This is a genomic window from Providencia alcalifaciens (assembly GCF_915403165.1).
GTDB classification, from domain to species: domain Bacteria; phylum Pseudomonadota; class Gammaproteobacteria; order Enterobacterales; family Enterobacteriaceae; genus Providencia; species Providencia alcalifaciens_C.
Window position 1 is genome coordinate 850,341 of record NZ_OU659204.1, and the last position, 25,112, is coordinate 875,452.

At 41.7% G+C, this 25,112-nt stretch carries 24 protein-coding genes; 7 read left to right on the top strand and 17 right to left on the bottom strand.

What is annotated here, in order from left to right; all coding sequences use genetic code 11:
• The first annotated feature begins 1 nt into the window (after position 1).
• The 7 genes from LDO73_RS03685 (at position 2) to LDO73_RS03715 (ending at position 8,432) form a co-directional block, all read left to right on the top strand.
• Positions 2-1,237 (top strand): HlyD family efflux transporter periplasmic adaptor subunit, encoded by a 1,236-nt coding sequence (locus tag LDO73_RS03685; RefSeq protein ID WP_224060242.1) that lies wholly within the window; start codon positions 2-4, stop codon positions 1,235-1,237.
• A gap of 483 nt (positions 1,238-1,720) precedes the next feature.
• A complete protein-coding gene (gene tkt, locus LDO73_RS03690) occupies positions 1,721-3,715 on the top strand; it encodes a transketolase (RefSeq protein ID WP_224060243.1) in 1,995 nt (664 codons plus the stop codon).
• Positions 3,716-4,052: 337 nt separating this feature from the next.
• On the top strand, positions 4,053-5,072 hold the full coding sequence (gene epd / locus LDO73_RS03695) for an erythrose-4-phosphate dehydrogenase (RefSeq protein WP_224060244.1): 1,020 nt from the start codon (positions 4,053-4,055) through the stop codon (positions 5,070-5,072).
• A 103-nt stretch (positions 5,073-5,175) separates the two neighbouring features.
• Positions 5,176-6,339 (top strand): phosphoglycerate kinase, encoded by a 1,164-nt coding sequence (pgk, locus tag LDO73_RS03700; protein ID WP_224060245.1) that lies wholly within the window; start codon positions 5,176-5,178, stop codon positions 6,337-6,339.
• A gap of 60 nt (positions 6,340-6,399) precedes the next feature.
• Positions 6,400-7,476, top strand: coding sequence for a class II fructose-bisphosphate aldolase (gene fbaA / locus LDO73_RS03705; protein ID WP_224060246.1), 1,077 nt, complete (start codon positions 6,400-6,402; stop codon positions 7,474-7,476).
• Positions 7,477-7,674: 198 nt separating this feature from the next.
• On the top strand, positions 7,675-7,950 hold the full coding sequence (locus LDO73_RS03710) for a VF530 family DNA-binding protein (RefSeq protein ID WP_224060247.1): 276 nt from the start codon (positions 7,675-7,677) through the stop codon (positions 7,948-7,950).
• Positions 7,951-8,018: 68 nt separating this feature from the next.
• Entirely contained in the window at positions 8,019-8,432 is a 414-nt protein-coding gene (locus LDO73_RS03715) for a GNAT family N-acetyltransferase (protein ID WP_224060248.1), read from the top strand.
• A 119-nt stretch (positions 8,433-8,551) separates the two neighbouring features.
• Here LDO73_RS03715 and LDO73_RS03720 read toward each other — a convergent pair whose 3' ends face one another.
• The 17 genes from LDO73_RS03720 to hpaI all read right to left on the bottom strand — a co-directional run bounded on the left by LDO73_RS03720 (position 8,552) and on the right by hpaI (position 25,108).
• A complete protein-coding gene (locus LDO73_RS03720) occupies positions 8,552-8,809 on the bottom strand; it encodes a helix-turn-helix domain-containing protein (RefSeq protein ID WP_224060249.1) in 258 nt (85 codons plus the stop codon).
• Positions 8,810-8,842: 33 nt separating this feature from the next.
• Positions 8,843-10,225, bottom strand: a complete 1,383-nt coding sequence (locus LDO73_RS03725; RefSeq protein WP_224060250.1) for an O-antigen ligase domain-containing protein — start codon at positions 10,223-10,225, stop codon at positions 8,843-8,845.
• A 45-nt stretch (positions 10,226-10,270) separates the two neighbouring features.
• Positions 10,271-11,329, bottom strand: a complete 1,059-nt coding sequence (locus LDO73_RS03730; RefSeq protein ID WP_224060251.1) for an adhesin — start codon at positions 11,327-11,329, stop codon at positions 10,271-10,273.
• Positions 11,330-11,344: 15 nt separating this feature from the next.
• Positions 11,345-11,851: a fimbrial protein gene (locus tag LDO73_RS03735; RefSeq protein ID WP_224060252.1), complete on the bottom strand. Its 507-nt coding sequence runs from the start codon at positions 11,849-11,851 to the stop codon at positions 11,345-11,347.
• 10 nt (positions 11,852-11,861) lie between these two features.
• Entirely contained in the window at positions 11,862-12,398 is a 537-nt protein-coding gene (locus LDO73_RS03740; RefSeq protein WP_036953980.1) for a fimbrial protein, read from the bottom strand.
• Positions 12,391-12,756 (bottom strand): hypothetical protein, encoded by a 366-nt coding sequence (locus tag LDO73_RS03745; protein ID WP_224060253.1) that lies wholly within the window; start codon positions 12,754-12,756, stop codon positions 12,391-12,393. Before LDO73_RS03745 ends, LDO73_RS03740 begins: the two co-directional genes overlap by 8 nt.
• 27 nt (positions 12,757-12,783) lie before the next feature.
• On the bottom strand, positions 12,784-13,512 hold the full coding sequence (locus LDO73_RS03750) for a fimbria/pilus periplasmic chaperone (protein ID WP_224060254.1): 729 nt from the start codon (positions 13,510-13,512) through the stop codon (positions 12,784-12,786).
• A 12-nt stretch (positions 13,513-13,524) separates the two neighbouring features.
• Positions 13,525-16,014, bottom strand: coding sequence for a fimbria/pilus outer membrane usher protein (locus LDO73_RS03755; protein ID WP_224060255.1), 2,490 nt, complete (start codon positions 16,012-16,014; stop codon positions 13,525-13,527).
• Positions 16,015-16,040: 26 nt separating this feature from the next.
• Positions 16,041-16,598: a fimbrial protein gene (locus LDO73_RS03760; RefSeq protein ID WP_224060256.1), complete on the bottom strand. Its 558-nt coding sequence runs from the start codon at positions 16,596-16,598 to the stop codon at positions 16,041-16,043.
• A 41-nt stretch (positions 16,599-16,639) separates the two neighbouring features.
• The gene (locus tag LDO73_RS03765; RefSeq protein ID WP_224060257.1) at positions 16,640-17,191 is read right to left on the bottom strand and encodes a fimbrial protein; all 552 of its coding nucleotides are present in this window, start codon (positions 17,189-17,191) and stop codon (positions 16,640-16,642) included.
• Positions 17,192-17,547: 356 nt separating this feature from the next.
• On the bottom strand, positions 17,548-18,030 hold the full coding sequence (locus LDO73_RS03770; RefSeq protein ID WP_224060258.1) for a FidL-like protein: 483 nt from the start codon (positions 18,028-18,030) through the stop codon (positions 17,548-17,550).
• Positions 18,020-18,838 (bottom strand): winged helix-turn-helix domain-containing protein, encoded by an 819-nt coding sequence (locus LDO73_RS03775; RefSeq protein ID WP_224060259.1) that lies wholly within the window; start codon positions 18,836-18,838, stop codon positions 18,020-18,022. Before LDO73_RS03775 ends, LDO73_RS03770 begins: the two co-directional genes overlap by 11 nt.
• 198 nt (positions 18,839-19,036) lie before the next feature.
• Positions 19,037-19,555: a 4-hydroxyphenylacetate 3-monooxygenase, reductase component gene (gene hpaC, locus LDO73_RS03780; protein ID WP_224060260.1), complete on the bottom strand. Its 519-nt coding sequence runs from the start codon at positions 19,553-19,555 to the stop codon at positions 19,037-19,039.
• 19 nt (positions 19,556-19,574) lie between these two features.
• The gene (hpaB, locus tag LDO73_RS03785) at positions 19,575-21,137 is read right to left on the bottom strand and encodes a 4-hydroxyphenylacetate 3-monooxygenase, oxygenase component (protein WP_224060261.1); all 1,563 of its coding nucleotides are present in this window, start codon (positions 21,135-21,137) and stop codon (positions 19,575-19,577) included.
• Between the two features lie 449 nt (positions 21,138-21,586).
• Positions 21,587-22,465, bottom strand: a complete 879-nt coding sequence (hpaA, locus tag LDO73_RS03790; protein WP_224060262.1) for a 4-hydroxyphenylacetate catabolism regulatory protein HpaA — start codon at positions 22,463-22,465, stop codon at positions 21,587-21,589.
• Between the two features lie 311 nt (positions 22,466-22,776).
• Entirely contained in the window at positions 22,777-24,147 is a 1,371-nt protein-coding gene (gene hpaX / locus LDO73_RS03795; RefSeq protein ID WP_224060263.1) for a 4-hydroxyphenylacetate permease, read from the bottom strand.
• Positions 24,148-24,301: 154 nt separating this feature from the next.
• On the bottom strand, positions 24,302-25,108 hold the full coding sequence (hpaI, locus tag LDO73_RS03800; protein ID WP_224060264.1) for a 4-hydroxy-2-oxoheptanedioate aldolase: 807 nt from the start codon (positions 25,106-25,108) through the stop codon (positions 24,302-24,304).
• Between the last annotated feature and the right edge of the window lie 4 nt (positions 25,109-25,112).

The window sequence follows — 25,112 nt, forward strand, 5'->3', positions numbered from 1 at the left end:
AATGGATCAATATGGTAAAGCGCCAAAAGAGCATCGCACTTTTTCCAATGACTTTTCTCACGATTTAGAATCGGTAATGAGAAAAGAGCGCAGTAACTTACTGTTTTTGCCTATTATCTTTCTGGCGCTGTTACTGACGATTTTTGTGATCTGGGCCTATAACAGTAACTTAGAAGAGATCATTCGTGGGCAAGGAACCATTATTCCAAGTAGCCGTGAACAAGTGATCCAGAGTATTGACCCTGGCAATATCCAAGAGATGTACGTTAAAGAGGGGGATATTGTCGAAAAAGGGCAAATTTTGCTGAAGTTGGATGATGTGCGCAGTATGGCATTATTGCGTGAAAGCCAAGCGCGAGTGCAAAACCTTGAAGCCATCTCCGCGCGTTTGCAGGGAGAATCTCGCAACGAAGTTCCTGATTTTTCAAAGATAGTTGATCAAGAATTAGTCGCGCGTGAAACCAACGCCTATAACGCGAAAAAAACGCAGCGTGACCAAGCTATTGCAGGCTTACGTCAAAGCAAAGGATTATTAGACCGAGAAATTGCTATCACCAAACCGCTGGCGAAAGAAGGGTTAGTTTCCAATGTGGAAATTCTGCGTATGGAAAGACAATCGGTTGAATTAGCGACACAAATTAACGAACGCATGAATAACTACCTTGCGGAAGCAAACGCTGAATTGGTGAAAGTGGAATCGGAGCTAGATCAAGCGGAAGAGTCGATGAGTATGCGTGAAGACCCTGTCGCGCGTTCGGAGATCCGCGCACCCGTTCACGGCATTGTAAAAAACATTAAGATCAATACTATCGGTGGCGTGGTGAATACGGGGCAAGACATCCTTGAGATTATTCCCCTCGATGACAAATTAATGGTGGAAGCTTATATTCGCCCACAAGATGTGGCTTTCTTAAGACCGGGAATGCCAGTGGTGGTTAAAGTGACTGCCTATGATTACGCTATTTATGGTGGTTTAAATGGGGTAGTGAAATTAATCAGCCCAGACACCTTAAGTAATGATACTCGTCGCAGTGAGTTAAAACTCAATCCAGATGAGACGTTCTACCGCATTCTTGTCGAAACGGATACCAATTACCTGTTAGATAAAAATAACCATAAAATGGAAATTATTCCGGGTATGGTGGCATCGGTGGATATTAAAACGGGCGAGAAAAGCGTTTTTGATTACCTGATTAAGCCTATCACGCGGATGAAACAGGCGATGACAGAGCGTTGATCCGCTAGTGGAATAACGTAGTGTGATAAATTATGTAATAAAGGGCGCTAATATATGCGCCCTTGTTGTTTTGTGTGGATTTTCCAGCAAAATATTTGCCAAATATCACTAATATTGTGGCTAATTACTCAAGAAGCATAAATCACCTTGATCCTAAGTGGTGAACTCAGGTTTAATAAGGTTAGGCAATTGCGCAAAACGAAGAGCTCAAAGGGATATTTTGCGCAATGGAAAGGATTCAGCTTGACGGTTGCGATAAAGATCCGCAGTCTGCTGTCATATTGTTTCAAATAATTGCTGTATGGATGAAATTGCGCTAGTTTCGTAGGGTCTCATCGCTAAACTTCAAGTTGTGGGTAGGTCTAATAAGCTTTTATGCACCTGCGGCTCGAATTATTGAGGCTAACTCTATAAACCGCAATGATTCCCTATTGCGTTGTGAATATTGGTTTAAGTACGTTCTATCCTACTTGGAGTATACTAATGACGACTCGTAAAACCCTTGCTAATGCTATCCGCTTTCTAAGTATGGATGCGGTTCAAAAAGCAAAATCAGGGCACCCTGGCGCACCAATGGGCATGGCTGATATTGCTGAAGTTCTTTGGCGCAACCATATGAATCATAACCCAGCAGATCCTCATTGGGCTAACCGCGACCGCTTTGTACTGTCTAACGGTCATGGTTCAATGCTGATTTACAGCTTGCTGCATCTGACAGGTTATGACTTATCTATTGATGAGTTAAAGAACTTCCGTCAATTACATTCTAAAACCCCAGGTCACCCAGAATATGGTTATACGCCAGGCGTTGAAACCACTACTGGTCCTTTAGGCCAAGGTATTGCAAACGCAGTCGGTTTTGCGATTGCAGAACGTACTTTAGCGGCACAATTTAACCGCCCAGGGCATGACGTTGTCGACCACCACACCTATGTGTTCATGGGTGACGGTTGTATGATGGAAGGTATCTCCCATGAAGTGTGCTCATTAGCAGGTACTCTGAAATTAAATAAACTGGTCGCATTCTACGATGACAACGGCATCTCTATCGATGGTGAAGTTGAAGGCTGGTTTACTGATGATACTGCAGCACGTTTCGAAGCATACGGTTGGCACGTTATTCGTGACATCGATGGTCACAATGCAGACCAAATCAACGCTGCAGTGAACGAAGCTCACAAGCAATCAGACAAACCAACGCTGATTATGTGCAAAACCGTTATCGGTTTTGGTTCACCAAACAAAGCAGGCACCGAAGCGGTTCATGGCGCACCTTTAGGTGATGCAGAAATCGCAGCAACTCGTGAAGCACTGGGTTGGAAATTCGGTCCATTCGAAATTCCAGCGGATATCTATCAAGCTTGGGATGCGCGCGAAGCGGGTAAAGAAAAACAGCATTCTTGGAATGAAAAATTTGCGGCATACGCAAAAGCACATCCAGAATTAGCGAAAGAATTCGAACGTCGTATGGCGGGTGAACTGCCAGCGAACTTTGATGCAGAAGCGAAAAAATTCGTTGAAAACCTGCAACAAAACCCTGCGAACATCGCAAGCCGTAAAGCATCTCAAAACGCGTTAGAAGCATTCGGTAAAGTATTACCTGAATTCATGGGCGGTTCTGCGGACTTAGCGCCAAGTAACTTAACCATGTGGTCTGGCTCTAAACCTCTGAATGAAGACAAAGCGGGTAACTACATCCATTACGGTGTTCGCGAATTCGGTATGTCCGCTATCATGAACGGTATCGCTCTGCACGGCGGTTTCATCCCTTACGGCGCAACATTCTTAATGTTCGTTGAATACGCACGTAACGCAGTACGTATGGCAGCGCTGATGAAAATTCGCAGCATCTTCGTTTATACCCATGACTCTATCGGTCTGGGTGAAGATGGTCCAACGCACCAACCAGTAGAACAACTGGCAAGCCTGCGTGTGACTCCAAACATGAGCACATGGCGTCCATGTGACCAAGTGGAATCGGCGGTTGCATGGAAATATGCCATTGAGCGTAAAGATGGCCCAAGTGCACTGATTTTCTCTCGTCAAAACCTGGAACAGCAACCTCGTACCGCTGAGCAATTAGCGAATATCGAGAAAGGGGCTTATATCCTGAAAGATTGCGCAGGCACACCTGAGCTTCTCTTTATTGCAACCGGTTCTGAAGTTGAATTAGCGGTGAAAGCGGCTGACCAACTGACTGCGGAAGGTCGTAAAGTTCGCGTGGTTTCTATGCCTTCTACGGATGTATTCGACAAGCAAGACGCGGCTTACCGTGAAGCTGTTCTGCCTGCAAACGTAAGTGCTCGTGTGGCTATCGAAGCGGGTATTGCAGATTACTGGTTCAAATACACTGGTCTGAATGGCGCTATCATTGGTATGCACTCATTCGGTGAATCTGCACCAGCGGATCAGCTGTACAAAGAGTTCGGTATTACGGTTGAAAACGCTGTTAAAGCGGCAAAATCGCTGCTGAAATAATTCATTTTATACCTTGAGGTGCATTCGGAATAAGCGGCTGCACCTCTGAAAATAAAGTGAATTAACCTAATTTACGCCTCAATATCAAGTTTGGTATTGGGGCGTTGTTTTTTTGTGCACCGTTTCTTGTTTTTCTATTGCGTTCTCTAAATATATCCCTTAATCTAAAACTCAACAAGCTGAACCGTTTCAGTTGTATTTGGAATAATGTAAATAAATTTTAAAAATGTCGAGTGAAGCACACTTTTGATGTTTGACAGTTAAAATGAGCAGTAGAGTTGGTGGTAGTCAGTTATCCTTAGCAACCGTGTGATTTTGCTCAGATACAAGGTGTAGAATGGCAATCAGGGTAGCAATAAACGGCTTCGGTCGAATTGGTCGAAGTGTTCTCAGAGCGTTATATGAATCAGGTCGCCGGGCAGAAATTGTCGTTGTTGCGGTCAATGAATTAGCGGAACCAGAAGGTATCGCTCATTTGCTGAAGTATGATTCAAGTCACGGACGCTTTGCGTGGGATGTTCGCCTCAATGGCGACCAGCTACAAGTTGGAGATGACAGCATGCGTCTTTTCCATCAAGCGGATATCAGCAAGCTACCTTGGAAAGAGTTAGGTGTGGATGTGGTGTTAGATTGCACGGGCGTTTATGGCTCTCGCGAAGATGGGTTAAAGCATCTGCAAGCCGGCGCGAAAAAAGTGCTCTTTTCCCATCCGGGAACCGATGATCTCGATGCGACCATTGTGTATGGCGTCAACCATGACAGCCTACAAAGAAGCGATAGCATCGTTTCCAATGCATCTTGTACCACCAACTGTATTATTCCAGTCATCAAAGTGTTGGATGATGCATTTGGTATCGAGTCGGGCACAGTCACCACCATTCATGCATCCATGAATGATCAACCTGTGATTGACGCCTACCATAAAGATTTACGCAGAACGCGCGCAGCGAGTCAGTCGATTATTCCTGTTGATACGAAACTAGCAGCGGGGATCACGCGAATTTTTCCAAAATTCCAAGGCAGCTTTGAAGCGATTTCTGTACGCGTTCCAACTACCAATGTCACGGCCATTGACTTAAGCGTCACTGTGGATGCGCATGTTTGTGTTGATAACGTCAACAAGCTATTACAGAGCGCCGCGCATGGGCATTTTCGTGGTATAGTAGACTATACTGAACTACCGTTAGTCTCGATGGATTTTAATCATGATCCGCACAGTGCGATTATTGATGGCACGCAAACACGAGTTAGCGGCAAGAACTTAATCAAAACCCTGGTTTGGTGTGATAACGAATGGGGGTTTGCTAACCGGATGCTAGATACAACCCTAGCGATGGCAGCAACAGGTTTAAATTAATTGGCGTCTGACAGACCGCGAGGCACAATAGATAAATACGCTATTGACCACCTTGCACAGTCGCTAATGAAAACTTTATAGAGAATCAACAAGAGGATTCACCATGTCTGTAATTAAGATGACCGATTTGGACTTAGCGGGTAAACGCGTTTTCATTCGTTCGGACCTAAACGTTCCTGTTAAAGACGGTAAAGTTACTTCAGATGCACGTATCCGTGCTTCATTACCAACAATTGAATTAGCGCTGAAACAAGGTGCTAAAGTCATGGTTACTTCCCACCTCGGTCGTCCGACGGAAGGTGAGTACAATGAAGAGTTTTCACTGCAACCTGTTGTTGACTATCTGGCAGAAAAATTAGACAACCCAGTTCGTTTGGTGAAAGACTACCTGAACGGTGTTGATATCGCTGAAGGCGAATTAGTGGTTCTGGAAAACGTTCGCTTCAATAAAGGCGAAAAGAAAGACGACGAAACCCTGTCTAAACAGTATGCAGCACTGTGTGATGTCTACGTTATGGATGCATTCGGTACTGCTCACCGCGCTCAAGCATCAACTCACGGTGTGGCTAAATTCTCTCCAGTTGCGTGTGCAGGCCCTCTGTTAAGCAACGAATTAGAAGCATTAGGCAAAGCGTTAGGTAACCCAGCGCGCCCAATGGTTGCTATCGTAGGCGGTTCTAAAGTTTCCACTAAACTGACTGTATTAGATTCCCTGTCTAAAATTGCTGACCAACTGATTGTTGGTGGTGGTATCGCGAATACTTTCATCGCAGCAGAGGGTAACAATGTGGGTCGTTCACTGTATGAAGCTGACCTGATCCCTGAAGCGAAAAAATTACTGGCTCATTGCCAGATCCCTGTACCAACAGACGTTCGTGTTGCAACTGAGTTCTCAGAAACTGCTGAAGCAACCCTGAAAGCCAGCAACACCATCAAAGATGATGAGCAAATTCTGGACTTAGGTGATGAATCCGCAGAACGTCTGGCTGAAATTCTGAAGAATGCGAAAACCATTCTTTGGAACGGCCCAGTGGGCGTATTTGAATTCCCTAACTTCCGTAAGGGAACTGAAATCGTTGCTCGTGCTATCGCAGACAGTGACGCTTTCTCAATCGCTGGTGGTGGCGACACCCTAGCGGCGATCGATTTATTTGGTATCGCTGATAAGATTTCATACATCTCTACTGGTGGCGGTGCTTTCCTTGAATTCGTTGAAGGCAAAAAGCTCCCAGCTGTTGTGATGCTAGAAGAACGTGCTAAAGCGTAATTAATTTGTTCATACACAACAGGCAGCGTAGGCTGCCTGTTCACCACAGGACCTTTTCACATGTCTAAAATTTTTGATTTTGTTAAACCAGGTGTTATCACTGGTGATGATGTACAGAAAGTTTTCGCGGTTGCCAAAGAAAATAACTTTGCATTACCAGCTGTGAACTGTGTTGGTACTGATTCAATTAACGCCGTACTTGAAGCGGCAGCAAAAGTACGTGCTCCAGTGATTATTCAGTTCTCTAACGGTGGTGCTGCATTTATCGCAGGTAAAGGCCTAAAAGCTGAAGGACAACAAGCGGCGATTTTAGGTGCGATTTCTGGCGCTCATCACGTCCATCAAATGGCAGAGCATTACGGTGTTCCAGTTATTCTACACACTGACCACTGTGCGAAGAAATTGCTGCCATGGATTGATGGTTTGTTAGATGCGGGTGAAAAACACTACGCGAAAACCGGTAAACCACTGTTCTCTTCTCACATGATTGACCTGTCAGAAGAATCTCTGGAAGAAAACATTGCAATCTGTTCTAAATATTTAGAGCGCATGGCGAAAATCGACATGACTCTGGAAATCGAATTAGGTTGTACTGGTGGTGAAGAAGACGGTGTTGATAACACTGGCATGGACAGCTCAGCGCTGTACACCCAACCAGAAGACGTGGCTTATGCTTATGAAAAACTGAATGCTATCAGCCCTCGTTTCACTATCGCAGCCTCTTTTGGTAACGTACACGGTGTTTATAAGCCAGGTAACGTACAATTAACGCCAAAAATTCTGCGTAACTCCCAAGACTACGTGTCTGAGAAATTCAACCTGCCACACAATAGCTTAGACTTCGTATTCCACGGTGGTTCCGGTTCAAGCGCTGCTGAAATCAAAGAAGCAGTTAGCTACGGTGTTATCAAAATGAACATCGATACCGATACTCAGTGGGCTAATTGGGATGGTATTTTACAGTATTACAAAGCGAAAGAAGGCTACCTGCAATCTCAGTTAGGTAACCCAGAAGGCGATGATAAGCCAAACAAAAAATACTACGATCCACGTGTGTGGCTGCGTAAATCACAAGAATCTATGGTTGTTCGTTTAGAGCAAGCATTCAAAGAACTGAACTGCGTAGACGTTCTGTAATTTACGAGTTTGTCTTGTGAATAAATCATCCCCCAGCAGGGTAGCTTGCTGGGGGATTTTTTATGTTTTCAACTAACGAGCCTGTGACTTGCCCGTATTGATTGCTAGCGTCTTGCCCGTATTGATTGCTAGCGTCTTGCATTTCTTGTAATCTTCGCGTGCTTTGAACAATCAGAAATGCCCTATAAGGTAATGCAAATGACTGAACACACATCTAAAGACCCATTGCATGGGGTCACGCTTGAAATGCAGGTAACAGAATTAGTTAACCATTATGGTTGGGCAAAATTAGGCAGCATTATCAAAATAAACTGCTTCAATAAAGATCCAAGTGTTAAATCAAGCTTAAAATTCCTACGAAGAACACCATGGGCGCGGGCTGAAGTTGAAGCTCTCTATCTTGATATGCGAGAAGACGATTCAATGGATGAAGCCAATTTGTCTGATGACCCGTGGGGCAATCACCGGATTTAATATCTTACATCCCGTCGCGCTATGATCTCTATCTATGGATCGTCACTACGAATGGAGAATAAACCACCATGCTTATTCGCCTTGCTACTTTGCAGGACATTGCCTCACTGCTCAATATTGATACCTATATCATGGTTGACCCTATGCGTGGGCAGCAAATTCAAAATTGGGTTACAAATCAAAGCTGCTATCTTGCGGAGGAGGAGGGGGAAGTGCTGGGGTATGGGGTATTAAATTACCATTTCTTTGGTTGTGGTTTTATTGAAATGATTATGGTTGCTGAGCGGTTTCGCCACCGAGGCATTGGCCTTGCGCTGTTGAAGGCTTTACAGGAAATTTGCCATCACCCTAAATTATTTACATCGACCAATCAATCCAATTTGTTGATGCAAAAATTACTATCAAAATCGGGTTTTATTCCTAGCGGACAGATTGATAATCTCGATGATAATGACCCTGAAATTATTTTTTATCATAAATAAAAATCATTGATATCAGTTTAGACTGCTTTTATGAATGAAAACGCCCCCTAAAAAGATGCTTAGAGGGCATGATTACGTAGCGATTAAGTTAGGCTGTAGGTGGTATAAATACAACGGCATTACAGATTAATCGGTATTATTACCGAAGAATTTCTACGCTCTAAAAAGTAATTTAAATCGCACTGAAGTACATTGGCAAAAATACATAATCGGTGGATCGTGAAATTTTGAGTTCCGCGCTCATAGCGAGAGATCTGTTGTTGGCTTAAGCCGGTTTTCTTACCAAGAATACTGGCACTCCAGCCTAATAATAGTCGGCGTTTACGAACTTTTGCACCAATATCGGTATTGGAAATTTGGTTGTCGTAGAGAGTCATTATGCTGTCCTCGTTTATCTTTTAATTTTCTCATTATGCAAATGAGAAAATATTGGTGTGAAAGAAAGATTGACCATTAAATAAATTTAATCCAATAATAAAAACGCTTAGGCCAATAATAAAAGTGCTAAAACTAAATAATAAAGATAAATGCTTGTTAATATAGAAACTGGATTGTTCTTTTAATGGGAATGACGCATCTGCAAATGATAAAAACAGTATAATAATTCCCCAGTGTAATACTGATTGTAAAAATGGGTGCTCTAAGTTGCTGTTAATAACCACAGGTGTTAATGCTAATACCAAGGATATGGAATATCCGTTACCATTTTTTTTGTATTTAATAATTGACTGGTAAATAACATATATTCCACCTGTTATTAGTAATGACATGAAAATAAGGTTAATAAACCCGCCAGTCATAATCCAACGTAATATCTCATTATAAACATGTGGCACAATATAATTTTCTGAACTTAAAAATGGGAGCTGGTTTTTCTCCATGCTCGCATTAAGCATTAAAGGTTGTTCCCAAACTTCAGCTGAAGGGTAGATAAACAGTGAAATAGAAAACCGTAACATTTGCTTAAGGTGAAAGCGGTTGATTATCTCATTGTCGATATACTTTGGGCATAGCTGAATAAGGTAAACTCCAATAAATACAGCAACAGCAATAATGAAATAGCTGGCACTCACTCTTACTTTATTTTTTTGATAAAACAAGCAGATAAAAACAAATGCACAAACTGCAAAACTCAGTGTAGTGGTGATAGATTGTAAAACAACCAGTGTCACCGTAAACAAGAAAATGCAAAGGCTTAATAGCGTGATTCGGCATTTCTCTTGAATGAACGATGCAAGTTTAAATTGCGATAACACTAGGGTCATCAACGAAAACATGCAGCTCATTGCCATGTTAACCGACAAAATGGTAATTTGTTGCGTCAAACCATATGATCGCATATCAGTTGCAAAATAAAAAATAGTGGTTTCAAAAAAGTATTGATAAATAGTAAATAAACACTGAATAACATTAATCGCGATAAAACAATAAATACAAAAAGATTGAATTAACCACTTCTCTCGTATTTGCAATCCGACAATATACAGTATGACTCCTGCACTAATACCAGACCAATACCAAAATATAATGTTATGACTTTCTTTTATATAAAAAAGGTTGATGCTTAATATGGCTAATGCTAAACAGAAACACATTGCAGGAATAGTAATGAAAATTCGATTTTTTCTATAAAACACTGTAAATGCAATGATGGAAATGATTAATGCAATCGCTAACCAGCTAATAATATTTTGAGGCAGCGATTGCCTTAAGCTACCTAAATTATCAATATAAATTATGCTGGCGAGATTCCAAATAATAAAAATACTAATAAATACAGCACGAGAAAGCATAATCATAAAATTTTACTGCATGTTAATTATAAAATAGCATGTTAATTATAAATAAGTCGCAATTAACCACGCGTTACCGGTGTATTTTCCTGGCTCAGCATCTAGCCCATAAAGGTGGCTTTCGATTTCAATATTTTTCACTTTATCAATGGTAGTCTCGATGGTTTTACCCCGTTGATTACTTTCTGCATCGTACAGTGATAACTCAGAGTAAATCGTGTTATTACCTGACTTCAGCGGCACACGTTTTTGCGGATCGTTATCCATAACGTAATCTAAGGCAAATTTCACTCTAACCCCCTGACTTCTATCACATTGATAGGTCGCAGTACGGGTTTGTTTACTATCAAATTCAATGGCATCCAATGTATTGTGGTTAATATTTAGATTATCAATATTGGATTTGCAGTTTGATGGGTAGTTAATTACCGACTGAGTTAAATCTAGTTTTACACTCGCTTTATCCGCGGGAACGAACACATCAGGTGTACCTGGATATTGGAACATTCGGGTATAGCCTGCAATCATTGCAGGAGGGATGACAACCTTGCCATCTATCGGAATATCTTTTACATAAATACGTACTTCAAATGGGAATTGAACGGTGAAGAACCCAGCATCTAATGGCCCCATTTCTTCGGAAGAACATCCACGCCCAGAAATGTTTTTCCAACCCTGAGTAATTCCATTGTCTGAATACAGTGTGAAGTAAGTATTTGCATTAATTTTATAAGCGGTGAGCCCCTTAATGTTAAAGCCCGCTTCTGGCATATAAGCAAAAACACGATGAAAGGCATAATTCCATGCCAGTCCGTTTTGGTAGTTACCCGCTAAAAAATTCACTTTGCAATATACAGTACCGTAAGGTTGCGATGAATTAGCATCGATCACGATGCCCTCTTTGTTTGGTGGAGCGACAGAATAGTATTTTGCACCATCGCTACCAATGGTCGGTGTGCTCGCGATGACCGAGTTATTAGAGACAAGATTCATTCTATAGCCACCACCACTGGATGAGTAGCGAGTTAACCCATGAGACACTTGGCTATATAAAAACAGTGACATAAACACTGCTATTAACGAAATTTTGGATGTTTTTTTCATTGTCGTTACCTAACTTTAAAGATAATCAATCATCACTGACAGTGCCGCATTAAACGGGCCGACTTCAAGTGTTTCGGGCACTTGATTCGTAACTAATTGTGACTGCAAGGTCAATGTGGCGGTGTCACCACTCACTGACGGGAAAATGGGCTCCCATTTCAGTAGATTGATAGCGGTATTTCTATTGGCTTGGGAAAAGCGGATCCCTAAGCCTTGAATCGTGGTGCTTAATACCGTTTCGTTATTAATCGTGAGGGTGGATCCCTCTTTTGGGGATAAGTAAACCCGTAAATTTTTGCGCAGATCGCACTGTTTAATTAGGATCCCAAAGTTGTATTTTTCTTCGGTTAAGCGGTCTAACGCCACATTTTGAAAATTCACGTACAGCTCTTTATCGCCATTTTCATTGGTGATCACACAGGATGGACGCACCAATGTGGTTTCCAACGTAATTAAAATATCAGCCAGTGAAAAGCTGCTCATTAGTAGGCAAATCGCCCCTAAAAAACCGGATATTTTCATCTGCATTCTCCTACTGGTAGTCCAGATTGAAAGTGACTAAGGATGAGAAACTCCCTGTTTTGAGTCGTCCGTTAAAGGGCTTTTGCGCATATACCCCAAACTGGAGTGGGTTAATAGAGCCTTTTCCCGATTCCGTGACGGTACTGATATCAATCGGGGTATTAAATTTCAAAGGTTGAGCATTCTTGCCATCAGTTAACGCGAGTAACACATTGGACTCGCCGGTCGTTTTCAAATAGGTGACGCCGTTATGGGTTTCAGTATCTTGAGTGTTTAGCGTAATTTTGATGGTTTTATTTAATGCCGCCGTTGAGCAATCGACGATATCCAACTGAAAAGGTTGAACATCAGAGCGCCCCAGATTTTCAAGTTCAGAAAAGCGCAGACCCGATAAGTAAACCGTTTTCTTCGTGTCATCGTCAGATAAGCGACAACCAATAGGCACCAGCGTCCCTTCAAAATAGACAGATAAACTATTTGCCAAGCTGCCGTAGCTGGTAAATAACAAGCTACTCATGCCAACCATAAGTGCGAATGTTTTAGTCATAAATCATCTCCAAACGGCGTGCTGAATTCTCGGCTGGAAGTAAAAAGGTCATACTCTTATTTGCCTGCGGTTTTGAGAAAACATATTGCTGACCTGCAAATTTCAACGTGAATGGCGTCCACGGTTGGTTATAAGTACGGGTGGCACAATGGGCATAACTCACTGTAAATTGATAAACAGGTTCATTGACATGGTTGACCGCTCTTGTCATCGTCACATTGGGCTGGCAAGGCGTTATGAGAAAACGCGCATGAACATAAACAGTGCCTGTTGTTTCCAATAATGAGGGTTGCGATGGCGTTTCTGCCAATACAGGCATGGCGAACATGAGAGATAACCCAAAGTGATACAGTTTCATGTTGATATTCCTGTTTATCCGTTACGTCTATGGTGTGACTGTGCACTGCGATGCTTGGCACTTAAACGCCAGTGAAGGTTTTCCACCATAATCATTGATATAGGTGAGATATGGCGTTGCGAATTTCGCTGATTTTAGGTTATGTGTTGATTTCGGTGGCACCATAACGGCATCAAAATCACTCTGCTCAGACTGCTTTTGGCTGTTACCAATGCCGATAACGGTCAGATAAAAACTTGTTGGGTTATTTAGCTGATAACCATTGGCAGTTGGGGTTAACGTCACCTGTTTTGTCCACTCTTTTTTGCTATCAGCCACAATCGCTTCTGGACGATAAAACAGTTTTACACGGCTTTGCAGGGCGATTTGTAGAACACCTGCTTCTGTGGATTTCGGTGGAATTTCACGCAAGTTATAGTAAAACAGAGACTCTCTATCTTGAGGTAACTTACTGATATCTGGCGCAGAGCTTAAACGAACTAAGCTGGTGGATTTTGGCTCCATACGCTGAATGGGTGGCGTCGCGATAATTGGGCCAGCTTCCAATTTTTTCTCTGCCGCATCTTCCAACCATGATTGTGCTAAGTAAGGCAATTCAGGGTTATCATTGCGAATAGTGATGTTAATAGACTGCTGATCACCATCAAAAATAATACGAGTACGATCCAGTGTGACTGCGGCGTAAGTGGTGCCCATTGCACCGATAGCGGTCAATAAGACACTGGTGCGAAGTAAATTAAAAATATTTGATTTCATTTAAATTGTTTCCTAATGACAAATTAATACAGGGTAGCTTTCTGCACTGTTTTTAAACTCAGTGACTTGCGTGCTGCATTGCAATTTATTTCCCCAGTAAAGGTTAAGCAGGTCATTTGGCATCACGCCGACAATCCATGTGATCCCTTGCTCACCCACAATACCGAGCTCAATGTTATTTTTATTACGCACACTGGCACCAAAGGGTGGGTAAGTGCCATCAGCCAGTTTTAAACGGGCAAAGGTTTTTTCCCCTTGAATAACATTAAGGCTGCGATAACCGATGGCCCCACGAGTTAATGTGGCTTCGGTAACACTCTCTAACGCTTCGATATTGTTTGGTAATTTACTGGTATTAATTGATGCTGTTGTTTTGCGATAGCTACTCACGTTAGGGAGCACAGTTAAGCCAAAGCGGTTAGTTTTATAAACACCGCCGTTTAATGGCACGTTGCTCGCTCCCGGGGTTTCAACGACTAAGCGTGTTCCACCATAGGCTGCCTGATGCAGTGCGATTCCTTCTTTAACCAATGTGATCCCACCGTTAATCGACCCACCAATGGTGTGGTACTCGTTGGGAACATAACTGGCATTGGCCGAGAGTGATGACGTTGGGAAATTTTGGCTCAAATAACCACTAAAACTGGTTTGTGAGTCTTGGTACTGTCCCGTTTGATAACCCACATTCAGGTTATAACTACGCTGATCGTTGTAGCCGCTATAGCCCACGTTATGGGTTGAAGAGCGACGTCCATTTTGGTCGCGTGTATAGCCCTCAGAGAAACTCATGCTGCTGCCCATAGTAAGGGGAACGGTGACATACAACGTAATGGCATCATCCTGATATCCCGCTCTTTTTGAACGTGTTGCAGATGCTGTTAAGCTGATATTTTTTAATCCTAAATAGGCAATATTGAAGGCGGTGTTGATATAGGCCCCAAATTGCTCTTCCGTTTGGCTATTCCAATACGTGTTGTACTGGTAGTTTCCACCCAGTGAGAACGCATCAAAATATTTATTAATATTGACCTGATAGCTCTCTTTATGTGCTTGGGTTTCAATCCCTGTACAGCGTTCGTCCAACGTTTGCTGTAATGAACGATAGGTTTCATCCGAGAATCGATAACCTGCGAAGGTAATGTCGGTTCTCGCCTCATCAAACGATTTTGAGTAACTTAAACGGTAACTGCGCCCTGTTAATGTGTTGCTGAGTAACTTTGCATGGGACTGTGTTATGTCAAATGACAAGCTCCCGAAGGTAAATAAGTCACGCCCAAAACCGGCTGAAAATGCTTGGTAGTTTTTGGATAAAATCGAACCACCATAAATAGACCAAATATTATTAAGTCCATAAGAGAGTTCACCCGAAGCGGTCATATCCCCTTCAAGGTGACGCCCATCGTAACGAGGTTTACCAACGGCAAACTTATAGCGAACTTGCCCAGGGCGCGTTAAATAAGGCAGCGCCGCGGTAGTTATGCTGAATTTCTGTTCTTCACCATTTTCTTCACGCACCGTGACATCTAAGGTTCCACGGATTGAGCTATCCAACGTTTGGATCTGGAATGGACCTGCGGGAACAGTAGTCTCTAAAACAATTCGGTCATGGCTTTTGACGATCACCGTAGCGTTAGTTTGTGCAATCCCGATGATCTCAGGTGCATATCCCGTCAATTTTGGCGGTAGCATGTTTTCGTCGGTTTCTAATGACAAACCGGTAAATTGCCAAGAGTCAAAAATGGCGGAATAGAAATAGTTTTCCCCCACCGTGAGAACCGAGGCGATATTCGTTAATGAACGATAAGCATATAAACGGCTGAATATGGCATCGCTATATTCATTGTTATAGTTACCCGATGATTTACGATAGTTCGCTTGGTAATCCCCACGTAAGCGCCACGCACCGAGGTTTAACCCTGTGGTTCCGTTCGCAGATAAATAGGATTCTTTTGTTCCGCTATCTCGACGGGTAAAGGAGCCGGTCAAGGTGTAGTCGAGTAAGAAGCCGTTAATACCATCTTCCCAGCGAGAAGGTGGCACCCAGCTAGGATCGGTATATTCCAGATAACTTTGTGGGATCAAAATTGTCAGTGTTAATGTGGATAAATCCACGCTCATGGTACTGCCTTCAAGCGCAGACAAATCGATACACTGATCGTTATCGCGATATTTAATTAAGCGAATAGCTTCTGGTTTTAAGCCGAGCTGATCTGCAATGGTTGCTGGAACACAGACAACGCTAAATAATGAATCTTCAGCAGAAGTTGGTGCACCCACCGTAATATCGCGGGCATTACCCAAACGTTCATTATTGACTTTAATCGTTAGATGATAATTTCCAGGCATAACAAATCCGGCCTGAGAAAACTGGCTAAAGTCAATATTCTGAGTATCTTTGGTATCAAGCATATCTGTATTAAATTCAACAGAAAAAGCGACAGTAGGAATACTGGATAAGCAAGATATAATAATTAACTGGTGAAAAATATTAAATTTAGCCATAGTGTTCTTATCATTTAAAATATTTATTAGTCGTAACTTACATTGAATTTAATCGTGGCAAAGTAATTTCCGGGTTCAATCTCATTATTAATTGTGTCAATTTCTGTTTCATATTTCAAAAAGCTTATTTTTGTTTTGCTATCAAAGTAAATAGCGCTGTTTGAAATAGAATACGATTTATTCGGAGTGACTAAATTGTTATTGGTGTCATAAATATAGACAATGACACCATCCGTGGGACCTGATAGTTTTATTGCGTTATTGTAGAGGTCACTATTGGCAAAGAATTTAATTTTTATACCTTTTTTATTATCTTTGTCATACTCGCTAATACAGTTGTTCAATTTAATATTAAATGTTTTTCTATTATTATTTTTTGCTTCTTCTGTATCGATATTATTTTTAGATACAAGGTCATAATTAATATATTGGTATTGGCTATCTGTTTCTATTGAGCAGGGCGCAGCAACAATATATCCACGCATAACAGTTTCACCACGAATACCGCCATCAACCGTATATTCCGCATTTGAAATAAAAGGAGCTAATAATAGCGTTGACCATAAGAAAGATAAATTTCGCATAATGAACCTTTTTATTGGGAGGGTTTCCCCTCCCATAAAAATTATTCGTAAGTGATTTTGAAGTCAGCGATAGAGTTGAATTCACCTTCAGTTACTGGAGTAGCAGCATCAACACGTTTTGCTAATGCAGTAAATTCCAGAACGTTTTCACCTTGTCTGTTACGAATTTGGTTCAGTACAGATTTAGCTTCATCAAATTTAAAATCTTTAATTTGAATACCAACGTTATTCGCAGTACCTGTTACGCCTAAGAATTCTTTATTAGTACCCACGTAGTTTTTACCACCGAAAGTGATTTTGATATCTTTAACTGCAATCCATTTACCTTCAGTATCCTTACTGAATTCGTCGAAGTTACACTCTTTTAATTTAATGGAGATATCTTTCTCTGCTGCATTACCTGCTTCTAAAGAAGCACGAGACAGTTGACCAAATGGAACTTCTTGTTTGGTGCTTTCAGATTCGATATTACATGGGGAGTTAACAACTTGACCGCTAAAGTGTAATTCACCCGTGTTGCCGCTAGCTAAAACAGATGCAGAAAGAGTAGAAGCTGCAAATAAAACAGCAACAGATAATTTATTTAATTTCATGTGATAGATCCTTAAAGATAAGTAATTTTTAGTCCCTAAAGTGAATGCAAATTGCCTAGTGCATCCATGCGTCGGCTTTTGTGTAAGTCATTTCGACGAAAACAATTTTATCCATCAGGAGAGTTTTTTGAAATAAAGTATTGATATTTTAATAAAGTAAAATATTTAATTCTGATATTAATGTTTTTAATGTGGGTTTTAATGTTTTTATTTTGGCGTGGTAATGTATGGGATTTTTAATCACTTTTGCTTTAAGGTAAATTAATAAGTGATTTTTAAAAAATAAAAAAATAGAGCATTAAATGTCAGAATTTGATGCTCTATATTTGTCGTAATGAATTGTTTGCTGATTGAAATTAAATTGTGCAAATAAAAAGAGGGGAAAAATTTTCTTCAAAAATATAGTTTTTTTCACTCAAACGCTTTATGTTAACAAAATAAATCTGCCCCTCTTGTGGAATACCCCGTATTTTTATTTTATTTTGAGCCTGGTCATTAGGATCAATAACAACCCGTTCGACTTGTGAGAAAAAATGCCCGCCTTGGTAGACATATTTCATGTAAAACTTGCGAGCAATAACATAACTTTTACCATCATTGTTGATGGTTCCATTCATGACAAAGGTATGATGCTCAGGGTCATTCTCATTTGGAATAATGCTAAGTAGGTAATAGCCTTTTAAGTCTGAACGGCTGTCTGATATATCAATTTTCAATGTTGCTCTGCAACTGGGGACAATGGCGGTGCTGTTTTTATAATAAACATAGCTACTAATGAAGACTAAGATGGTTGAAATAATCAGTAGCCAAAAAGCCCTGACAGATTTCTTATTTGACATAAAAATTCTCACAACTCACTGTTGTACTATCTTTGGGGGTGTTAGGACAATAAGATAAAAATAAAAAGTTATCATAGAGATTTTTATCATTCGTGACGATCCCGACATTGTAATAAAATAACGTAGCCGGTTTTTTGCAATCAATATTTAATCGAGTTAACTGGTTCTGTAAATCAGTAAAACTAATCGTCGTCATATCGGGTTTATGGTAGCTATTAATATAGCGTATGCTGCACTGGTCAATGCGACCCACTTCAGGGTATTCTGTTCGTGTAGCAAAAAAATAGCTTTTAAAAAGATATAGTAAGCAAAAAATAATAATCACAACTAAGGCTAGCTCAATAAAACGGTTATTGAGAATGTAACTTTTTTTCTTTACTGTTTGTGCTTTTTCTTTCGGTGCATTTTCTATAATCGGTGTTTTCAGTGGCTCACTAAGTAATATTTCTAGAGGTTCTTCTTGCTGGGTATCTTGATTTAATTCTGATGATAACGACTGCAACTGCGCATTAAGCTTGATACCAACTTTAGGTATAGTCGTAATTATTTCACCATCACAAAATGAGGATAAATGGCGGCGTAAAACAGAAATGCTACTGTTGAGATTATTATCGGATGCAACTTGGTTATGTTCATCCCACACTCTGCTTAATAATGTTTCACGATCTAAAACCTCACCATTATTTTGCACTAACACCAATAATAAGCGGTTTAGTGTGGTAGTCAGTTTAATTGCATCGTCGATATTATCGCGATATAACAACCCCTGATGGCTGTCATAAATAATATTATTAATAAGATATTTCATATTCTGTTTATTTTTATTTATTTGGGTGTCATATAAGTATTTTTCCAGTGTATACCTCTAATTTGGTTGGTGTCAATTAGACTGGAATTGCTTGATAATGGATTTGATTTAAGAAAATTACATTAGATAGATATAATAAAAAAGCCCCTAAATGATGAATTTAGGGGCTTAGAATAGCGTAATAAAATGGAGGTTAAATTAGGCTGTATGCTCTAAGATTTTATGCAAAACGGGATGGAATTTACGTTTAAAATAAACTAAGCCATGTCCATCATCGCTAACAATAATCTTTTTCATCTCAACCATATAGACAGAGTGAGTGCCAATATCTTGTACTTGGGTAATTTCACCTTCAAGATTCGCAAGGGCATTTCTTAACAGTGGTTGCTCTAAAATGCCTTTATCCCACATGTCCCATCCAAAGCGCTCATCCATTGTCGAACCTTTCATACCGGCAAAGTGACAAGCTAAATCTTCTTGATCATGGTTGAGAACGTTAACGCATAGGCGGCCATTCTTTTGAAAAACCGCATTCATAGTACTATTGCGGTTAACGCATACCATCAAAGTCGGTGGCGTATCAGTCACAGAACAAACCGCAGTGGCAGTAATACCACAACGACCTTCTGGACCATCCGTGGTGACGATGTTAACAGCGGCACCGAGACTTGCCATCGCATCTCTGAAGCGTAAGCGATGTTCATTTTCTAAAGACATTTTGACCTCCTGCTGCCGATTACTTCAGCAGCGAATCTAACAGATTAATATCGTTGTTGTTGTGCAGGTGAGGACGCTTCCAGCCGTGCTGGTCGTAGTCAGATAGGCAGCGATCAACCATATCTGTCATGGCTTTCATATTGCCAGAACCTTGAGCATGACGCAGACATTGCAGACGAATTTCATCTTGGCTTCCTGCGTAGTTAATCTCATACAGTTCATGGCGACCACCGAATTCACTGCCGATAGCATCCCACATTAATTTTAAAATTTTAATACGTTCAACGTGATCCATCCCATTTGAACCGCGAACATATTTTGCCAGATATTTGTCAATCTCTGGGTTATTCATATCACGTACGCTTGATGGCAGATAGATCAAACCACTCGTTACGTTACTTTCGATGATATTTTTGATTTTGGTGTAGGCCATTGGTGCCATAACACGATATGTTTGGATGGCTTGAGTATCAGGCAGGAATGCACCGCCTTCCCAAGCTTTTGCTTCTGAACACATAGCATCAGTCAGTGACCAGAACAGGTTACGCCAAGCGACAACTTCACCGAGATCCGCTTGAACACCACGGAAATCAATAACACCGGTACATTCAAGGCTCTTTTGTAGAAGACCTGTAATGAAGTCTAATTTGACCGCTAAACGCACACAAGCTTGCAATGGGAACAGGCGAGCAAAGCCACCTTGCACTGCCCAGTTACGAGCACGGTCGAAATCACGATAAATCAGCACGTTTTCCCATGGAATTAACACATGGTCCATAACCAGAATGGCATCATTTTCATCAAAACGGCTAGATAAAGGATAATCAAATGGCGAGCCAGTTGCACCTGAAACTAATTCATAAGATGCGCGAGAAATTAATTTCACGCCGTCTGCATCCATAGGAGCAACAAACATCAGCGCAAAATCAGGGTTATCTCCCATGACTTGTGCGGAACCAAAACCGATAAAGTTATAGTGTGTCAATGCGGAGTTAGTCGCGACCACTTTTGCGCCGCTGACGATAATACCTGCATCAGTTTCTTTTTCTAGTTTTATATAAACATCTTTAACTTCATCAGCAGGCTTATGGCGATCGATAGGTGGGTTAACAATCGCATGGTTAAAATACAATCCGCTCTCTTGAACGCGTTTGTACCAGTTGCGTGCGTTATCGGCAAACTGTCCATAATATTCTGGGTTAGCTCCTAAACAGCTGGCGAATGCCGCCTTATAGTCTGGAGTGCGTCCCATCCATCCGTAGCTTTGGCGTGACCAATCTGCGATGGCATCGCGTTGTTGGCGTAAGTCATCTGCACTTTTTGCGAAGCGGAAGAATTTGTGTGTGTACCCGCCGTTGCCTGTATCTGTGCCCCAGCAAAGCTGGTCATGAGTCGATTTATCATGAAGCGCATCATATAACTGTCCTATAGAAGCTGCTGAGTTACGAAAAGCAGGGTGCGTGGTGACATCTTTAACACGCTCACCATAGATATAAATCTCGCGTCCATCTTGCAAACTTTTTAGATATTCTTGGCTATTAAATGGGCGCTTAGCATCGGAACGAAAATCTTCTGGTTTCATGTCTACCTCGTTTTAGAACAAAGAGGGCTTGCGGGTTATCGGCGTACAAAGTTGCAAGCTTGAATATTGTTAATTTTATGTTTGTTTTGTGTTTACTAATTGAATCGTTTTCTGTGGGGTTTTAAAAGAGACTTTCCAAAGGAACGCTGGTACTTTTCGTTGGTGAGATGGTTTTATGAAAGAAATGTGATCTTATCGATATTTTAATATTAATGTCATTTCATTATTTATTAATAAATTATTATTTATCAATATATTGTGGTTTATTAAAAACTTAATGAAATTTATTTATCGCTTTTTTATTGGTTGTTTTTTGATCTTATTATTCACTTTTTGTTTGCGACTAATAGTACAAGTTGTAACTTTAAAAATAAAAATGCAAGACATCAAAAATGTTTGCATTATGTAAAATAATTTAAGGGGGATACTAAAATTTTAATATCCACGATTTAGTGGATATTTTGCTCGCGCCATTGGCTTGGAGAGGTCCCCTCAGAGCGATTAAAAAAGCGGGCAAAATAGGCTGGATCTTTAAATCCAAGTTGATAAGCAATTTCAGAAACGGAGATATCGCAAAATAGCAGCATGCGTTTTGCTTCACGTAACATTCTATCGAAAATGAGCTTCTTCGGTGGGCGGTTGGCGAATCGCCGGCACATATCTTTTAAGCGAGATTCGGTGACGCCGAGTTTATCCGCATAGTCAGGGACAGAGAGATGCTCGCGATAATGCATATCAATAAGCTGGTTAAAACGTTGGAATAATCGATGTTCACCACGAACGCCGCTAACATGGTGCTCATCAAGAGGGACAGAGCGCAGTAAAAAGGTAAATAAGGCTTGGGCAAGTGAAGATAACACTTGGTCTCGACCAATATAGTTATTAGCAGATTCCCGCGCCATTAAATCCCAATAATGATTAAAAGTTTCAATATCTTGGGGTTTATCCGCGACAGATAAACAAATCGCCGGAATATCGACTCTGTCCAGATTGGCAGAATAAAGAGATTCCAACAGTGGCGAAATTAAATCTTGCCGCACGGTTAATACATGCCCGTCAGTATCTTCTTGGGTAAAAAATGCATGGGCGACAGAAGGGGGCGTCAGAATAAATAACGGTGCCTGCACAGAATAACGGGACTCATCCAGCTGGAGCGTAATATGCCCAGTCACTAAATAGTGTAATTGGAAATAGCCATCGTGACGATGAGCGGGCATGTCGCGGCCGAAGAAGGCGGCGAGTTTGCCGAAGGTTTGGTAGTGGACGTCGTCGTTGCCCAGGACTTCATCGTAATCCTTCCCTATATCTATGTTTGTAATGCCTGTCATAATTGCTCTTCATTCTTCAAGCCGCAGCGTTGTTGGCTTCACAAGCTAATCCTAGTCACATACTTGTGTATGCTCCCCGAGATTCCCTCACTTGCCGCCTAGCTACAACTCGAATTGTTCTTCATTCTTCAAGCCGCAGCGTTGTTGGCTTCACAAGATAACCCTAGTCACATACTCGTGTATGCTCCTAGGGATTAGCTTGCTTGCCGCCTAGCTGCAACTTGAATTATTTTGAACAATATTTAGGGGGAAGCTTAAATAAATTCAATATTTTCAATTTGTTGCAGCACTCATTTCTTCAATTCTACCGTTTACGGTGTGGCTCTTGGTCTTGAGTTTTTCATTGGGATAGCGATGACCAGAAGGGCACCGACCACCAGCAAACCGGCAACAAAATAGAGACCGGAGTTGAAGCTACCCGTTTGATCCTTCAGCCAACCGATTAACAGTGGGCTGACCGCGGAACCTATATTACCGGTTGCGTTGATCACTGCAATACCAATAGCGCGAGCGCGTAAACTGATCGACTGATCTGGCGTGGTCCAGAAAACCGCCATCGCGGTAAACGAACCGGTGGACGCCATAATGATCCCCAATAATTGGATCATCGGCTGATGAGTCATCGCAGCGATCACCCAACCTGCCGCTGCAAACAAATACGGTAACGCGGTGTGCATCTTACGCTCTTGCAAGCGATCTGAACGGCGACTCCAATAAATCATCCCCAAAATTGTACAGAACTGAGGGATCGCAGTTAATAGCCCAATCATGGCATTACTGCTGCCCTGATTAAAACTCTGCATAATTTGTGGCGTCCAAATATTAATGGCGCTCAACGTGTTAGTTAGACAGAAATAGGCGACTGTGTACATTAAGATCACAGGGGTGAAAATCTCTTTCCATAAACTGGTGTTTTGCAATGCGGTTTGGCTTTTTGACCCGTGCGGTTGCACTAACTCCAACTGGTCTTTATCCATCATCTCTTGCAGAGTATCTTTATCTTCCTGAGTCAGCCATTTTGCTTTCTTCGGAGAATCATCCAAATAGAACCAAACTAACACACCGAGAATAACCGAAGGGAAGCCTTCTAATAAGAATAACCACTGCCAACCTTTAAGATTTAAAACGCCATCTAAGCCCAGAATATAGCCAGAAGCTAAAGAACCAAACGCCATGGTAACTGGCATTGCAATCATAAATAACGCATTAGCACGCGCACGGAAATAGGCAGGGAACCAGTAGGTTAAGTAAACGAGAATCCCCGGTAAGAAGCCCGCTTCAGCGATACCCACCAGCATACGCAGAATATATAAACTGGTCGGCCCGGTGGCAAACATCGTGGCAGTGGAGGCGATACCCCACAACACCATAATAGTGGCAATCCAGCGACGAGCGCCCACGATCCCCAGCATGATATTACTTGGAATACCGAAAATAACATAAGTGGCGTAAAACAGCGTGGCAGCCAGACCAAACATGGTAGAAGAGAGACCAATGTCTTTCCCCATGGTCAGCCCTGCAAAGCCGATATTGATACGATCTAAAAATGAAAAAACAAATAGAACGAATAAAAAGACGATCAATCGTTTAAATAATTTATTGATGACTCGCTGCTGAGGTTCAGTGAGGTTTTTATGTTGATCAGCCGGGTTATTGCTGGCAACACTTTGTGGATTACTCATGATAATGCCCTCTAATTACAATTTATTATAGGTACAAGGGTCTACTAGGCAGTCATTTGGGCTGCCTTGTTGTGGTTGCGATTTTATTGCTTACTATCTAGGTCGCCCATGAGCGTAGGGTAAAATTGAACGACCTAGAGGAGTTCAGATTGCTTTAGTACACGCTAGATGCGCTGTTATCCATATCGGAAACCGTTTTACCAAATTTCGCGGCAAGGGCTTCAGCGGTACGCGCTAATAATGTGGTATCCACACCAACGGCGACAAATAGGGCTCCGAGCTTAATATAGTGTTCCGCGATATCCGGCGCTGCCATCAAAATTCCCGGTGCTAAGCCTGCTGCTCGAATTTGCTTAATGGCTTCTTCTATGACGGCTTTGACTTCAGGGTGATTTGGATTGCCAGAAAAGCCCATATCCGCACTCAGATCCGCAGGACCGATAAATACCCCATCAACTCCTTCAACTTTGAGGATTTCAGGGAGATTTTTGATAGCTTCGCGGGTTTCCACTTGGACAATTACACACATTTCATCGTTAGCGCGTTTTAAATAATCAGGGATGCGATTCCAACGAGAGGCGCGAGCTAAGGCGCTTCCCACCCCACGAATTCCCGCTGGTGGATAACGGGTGGAGCGTACCGCTTGCTCCGCTTGTTCAGCATTTTGCACCATTGGCAGTAATAGCGTTTGTGCGCCGATATCCAGCAATTGCTTGATAATCACCGGCTCATTCCACGCAGGGCGAACCACTGGTTGTGATGGATAAGGGGCAATTGCTTGTAATTGTGCTAAGGTCGTTTGCACATTGTTTGGTGCATGTTCACCATCGATCAACAGCCAATCAAATCCAGCGCCAGCAACCAGTTCAGCACTGTATGGGCTGCACAATCCTAGCCATAAACCAATTTGTGGTTTGCCTGTTTTCAGGGCTTTTTTGAATTTATTTTCTAACAGATCCACAGTG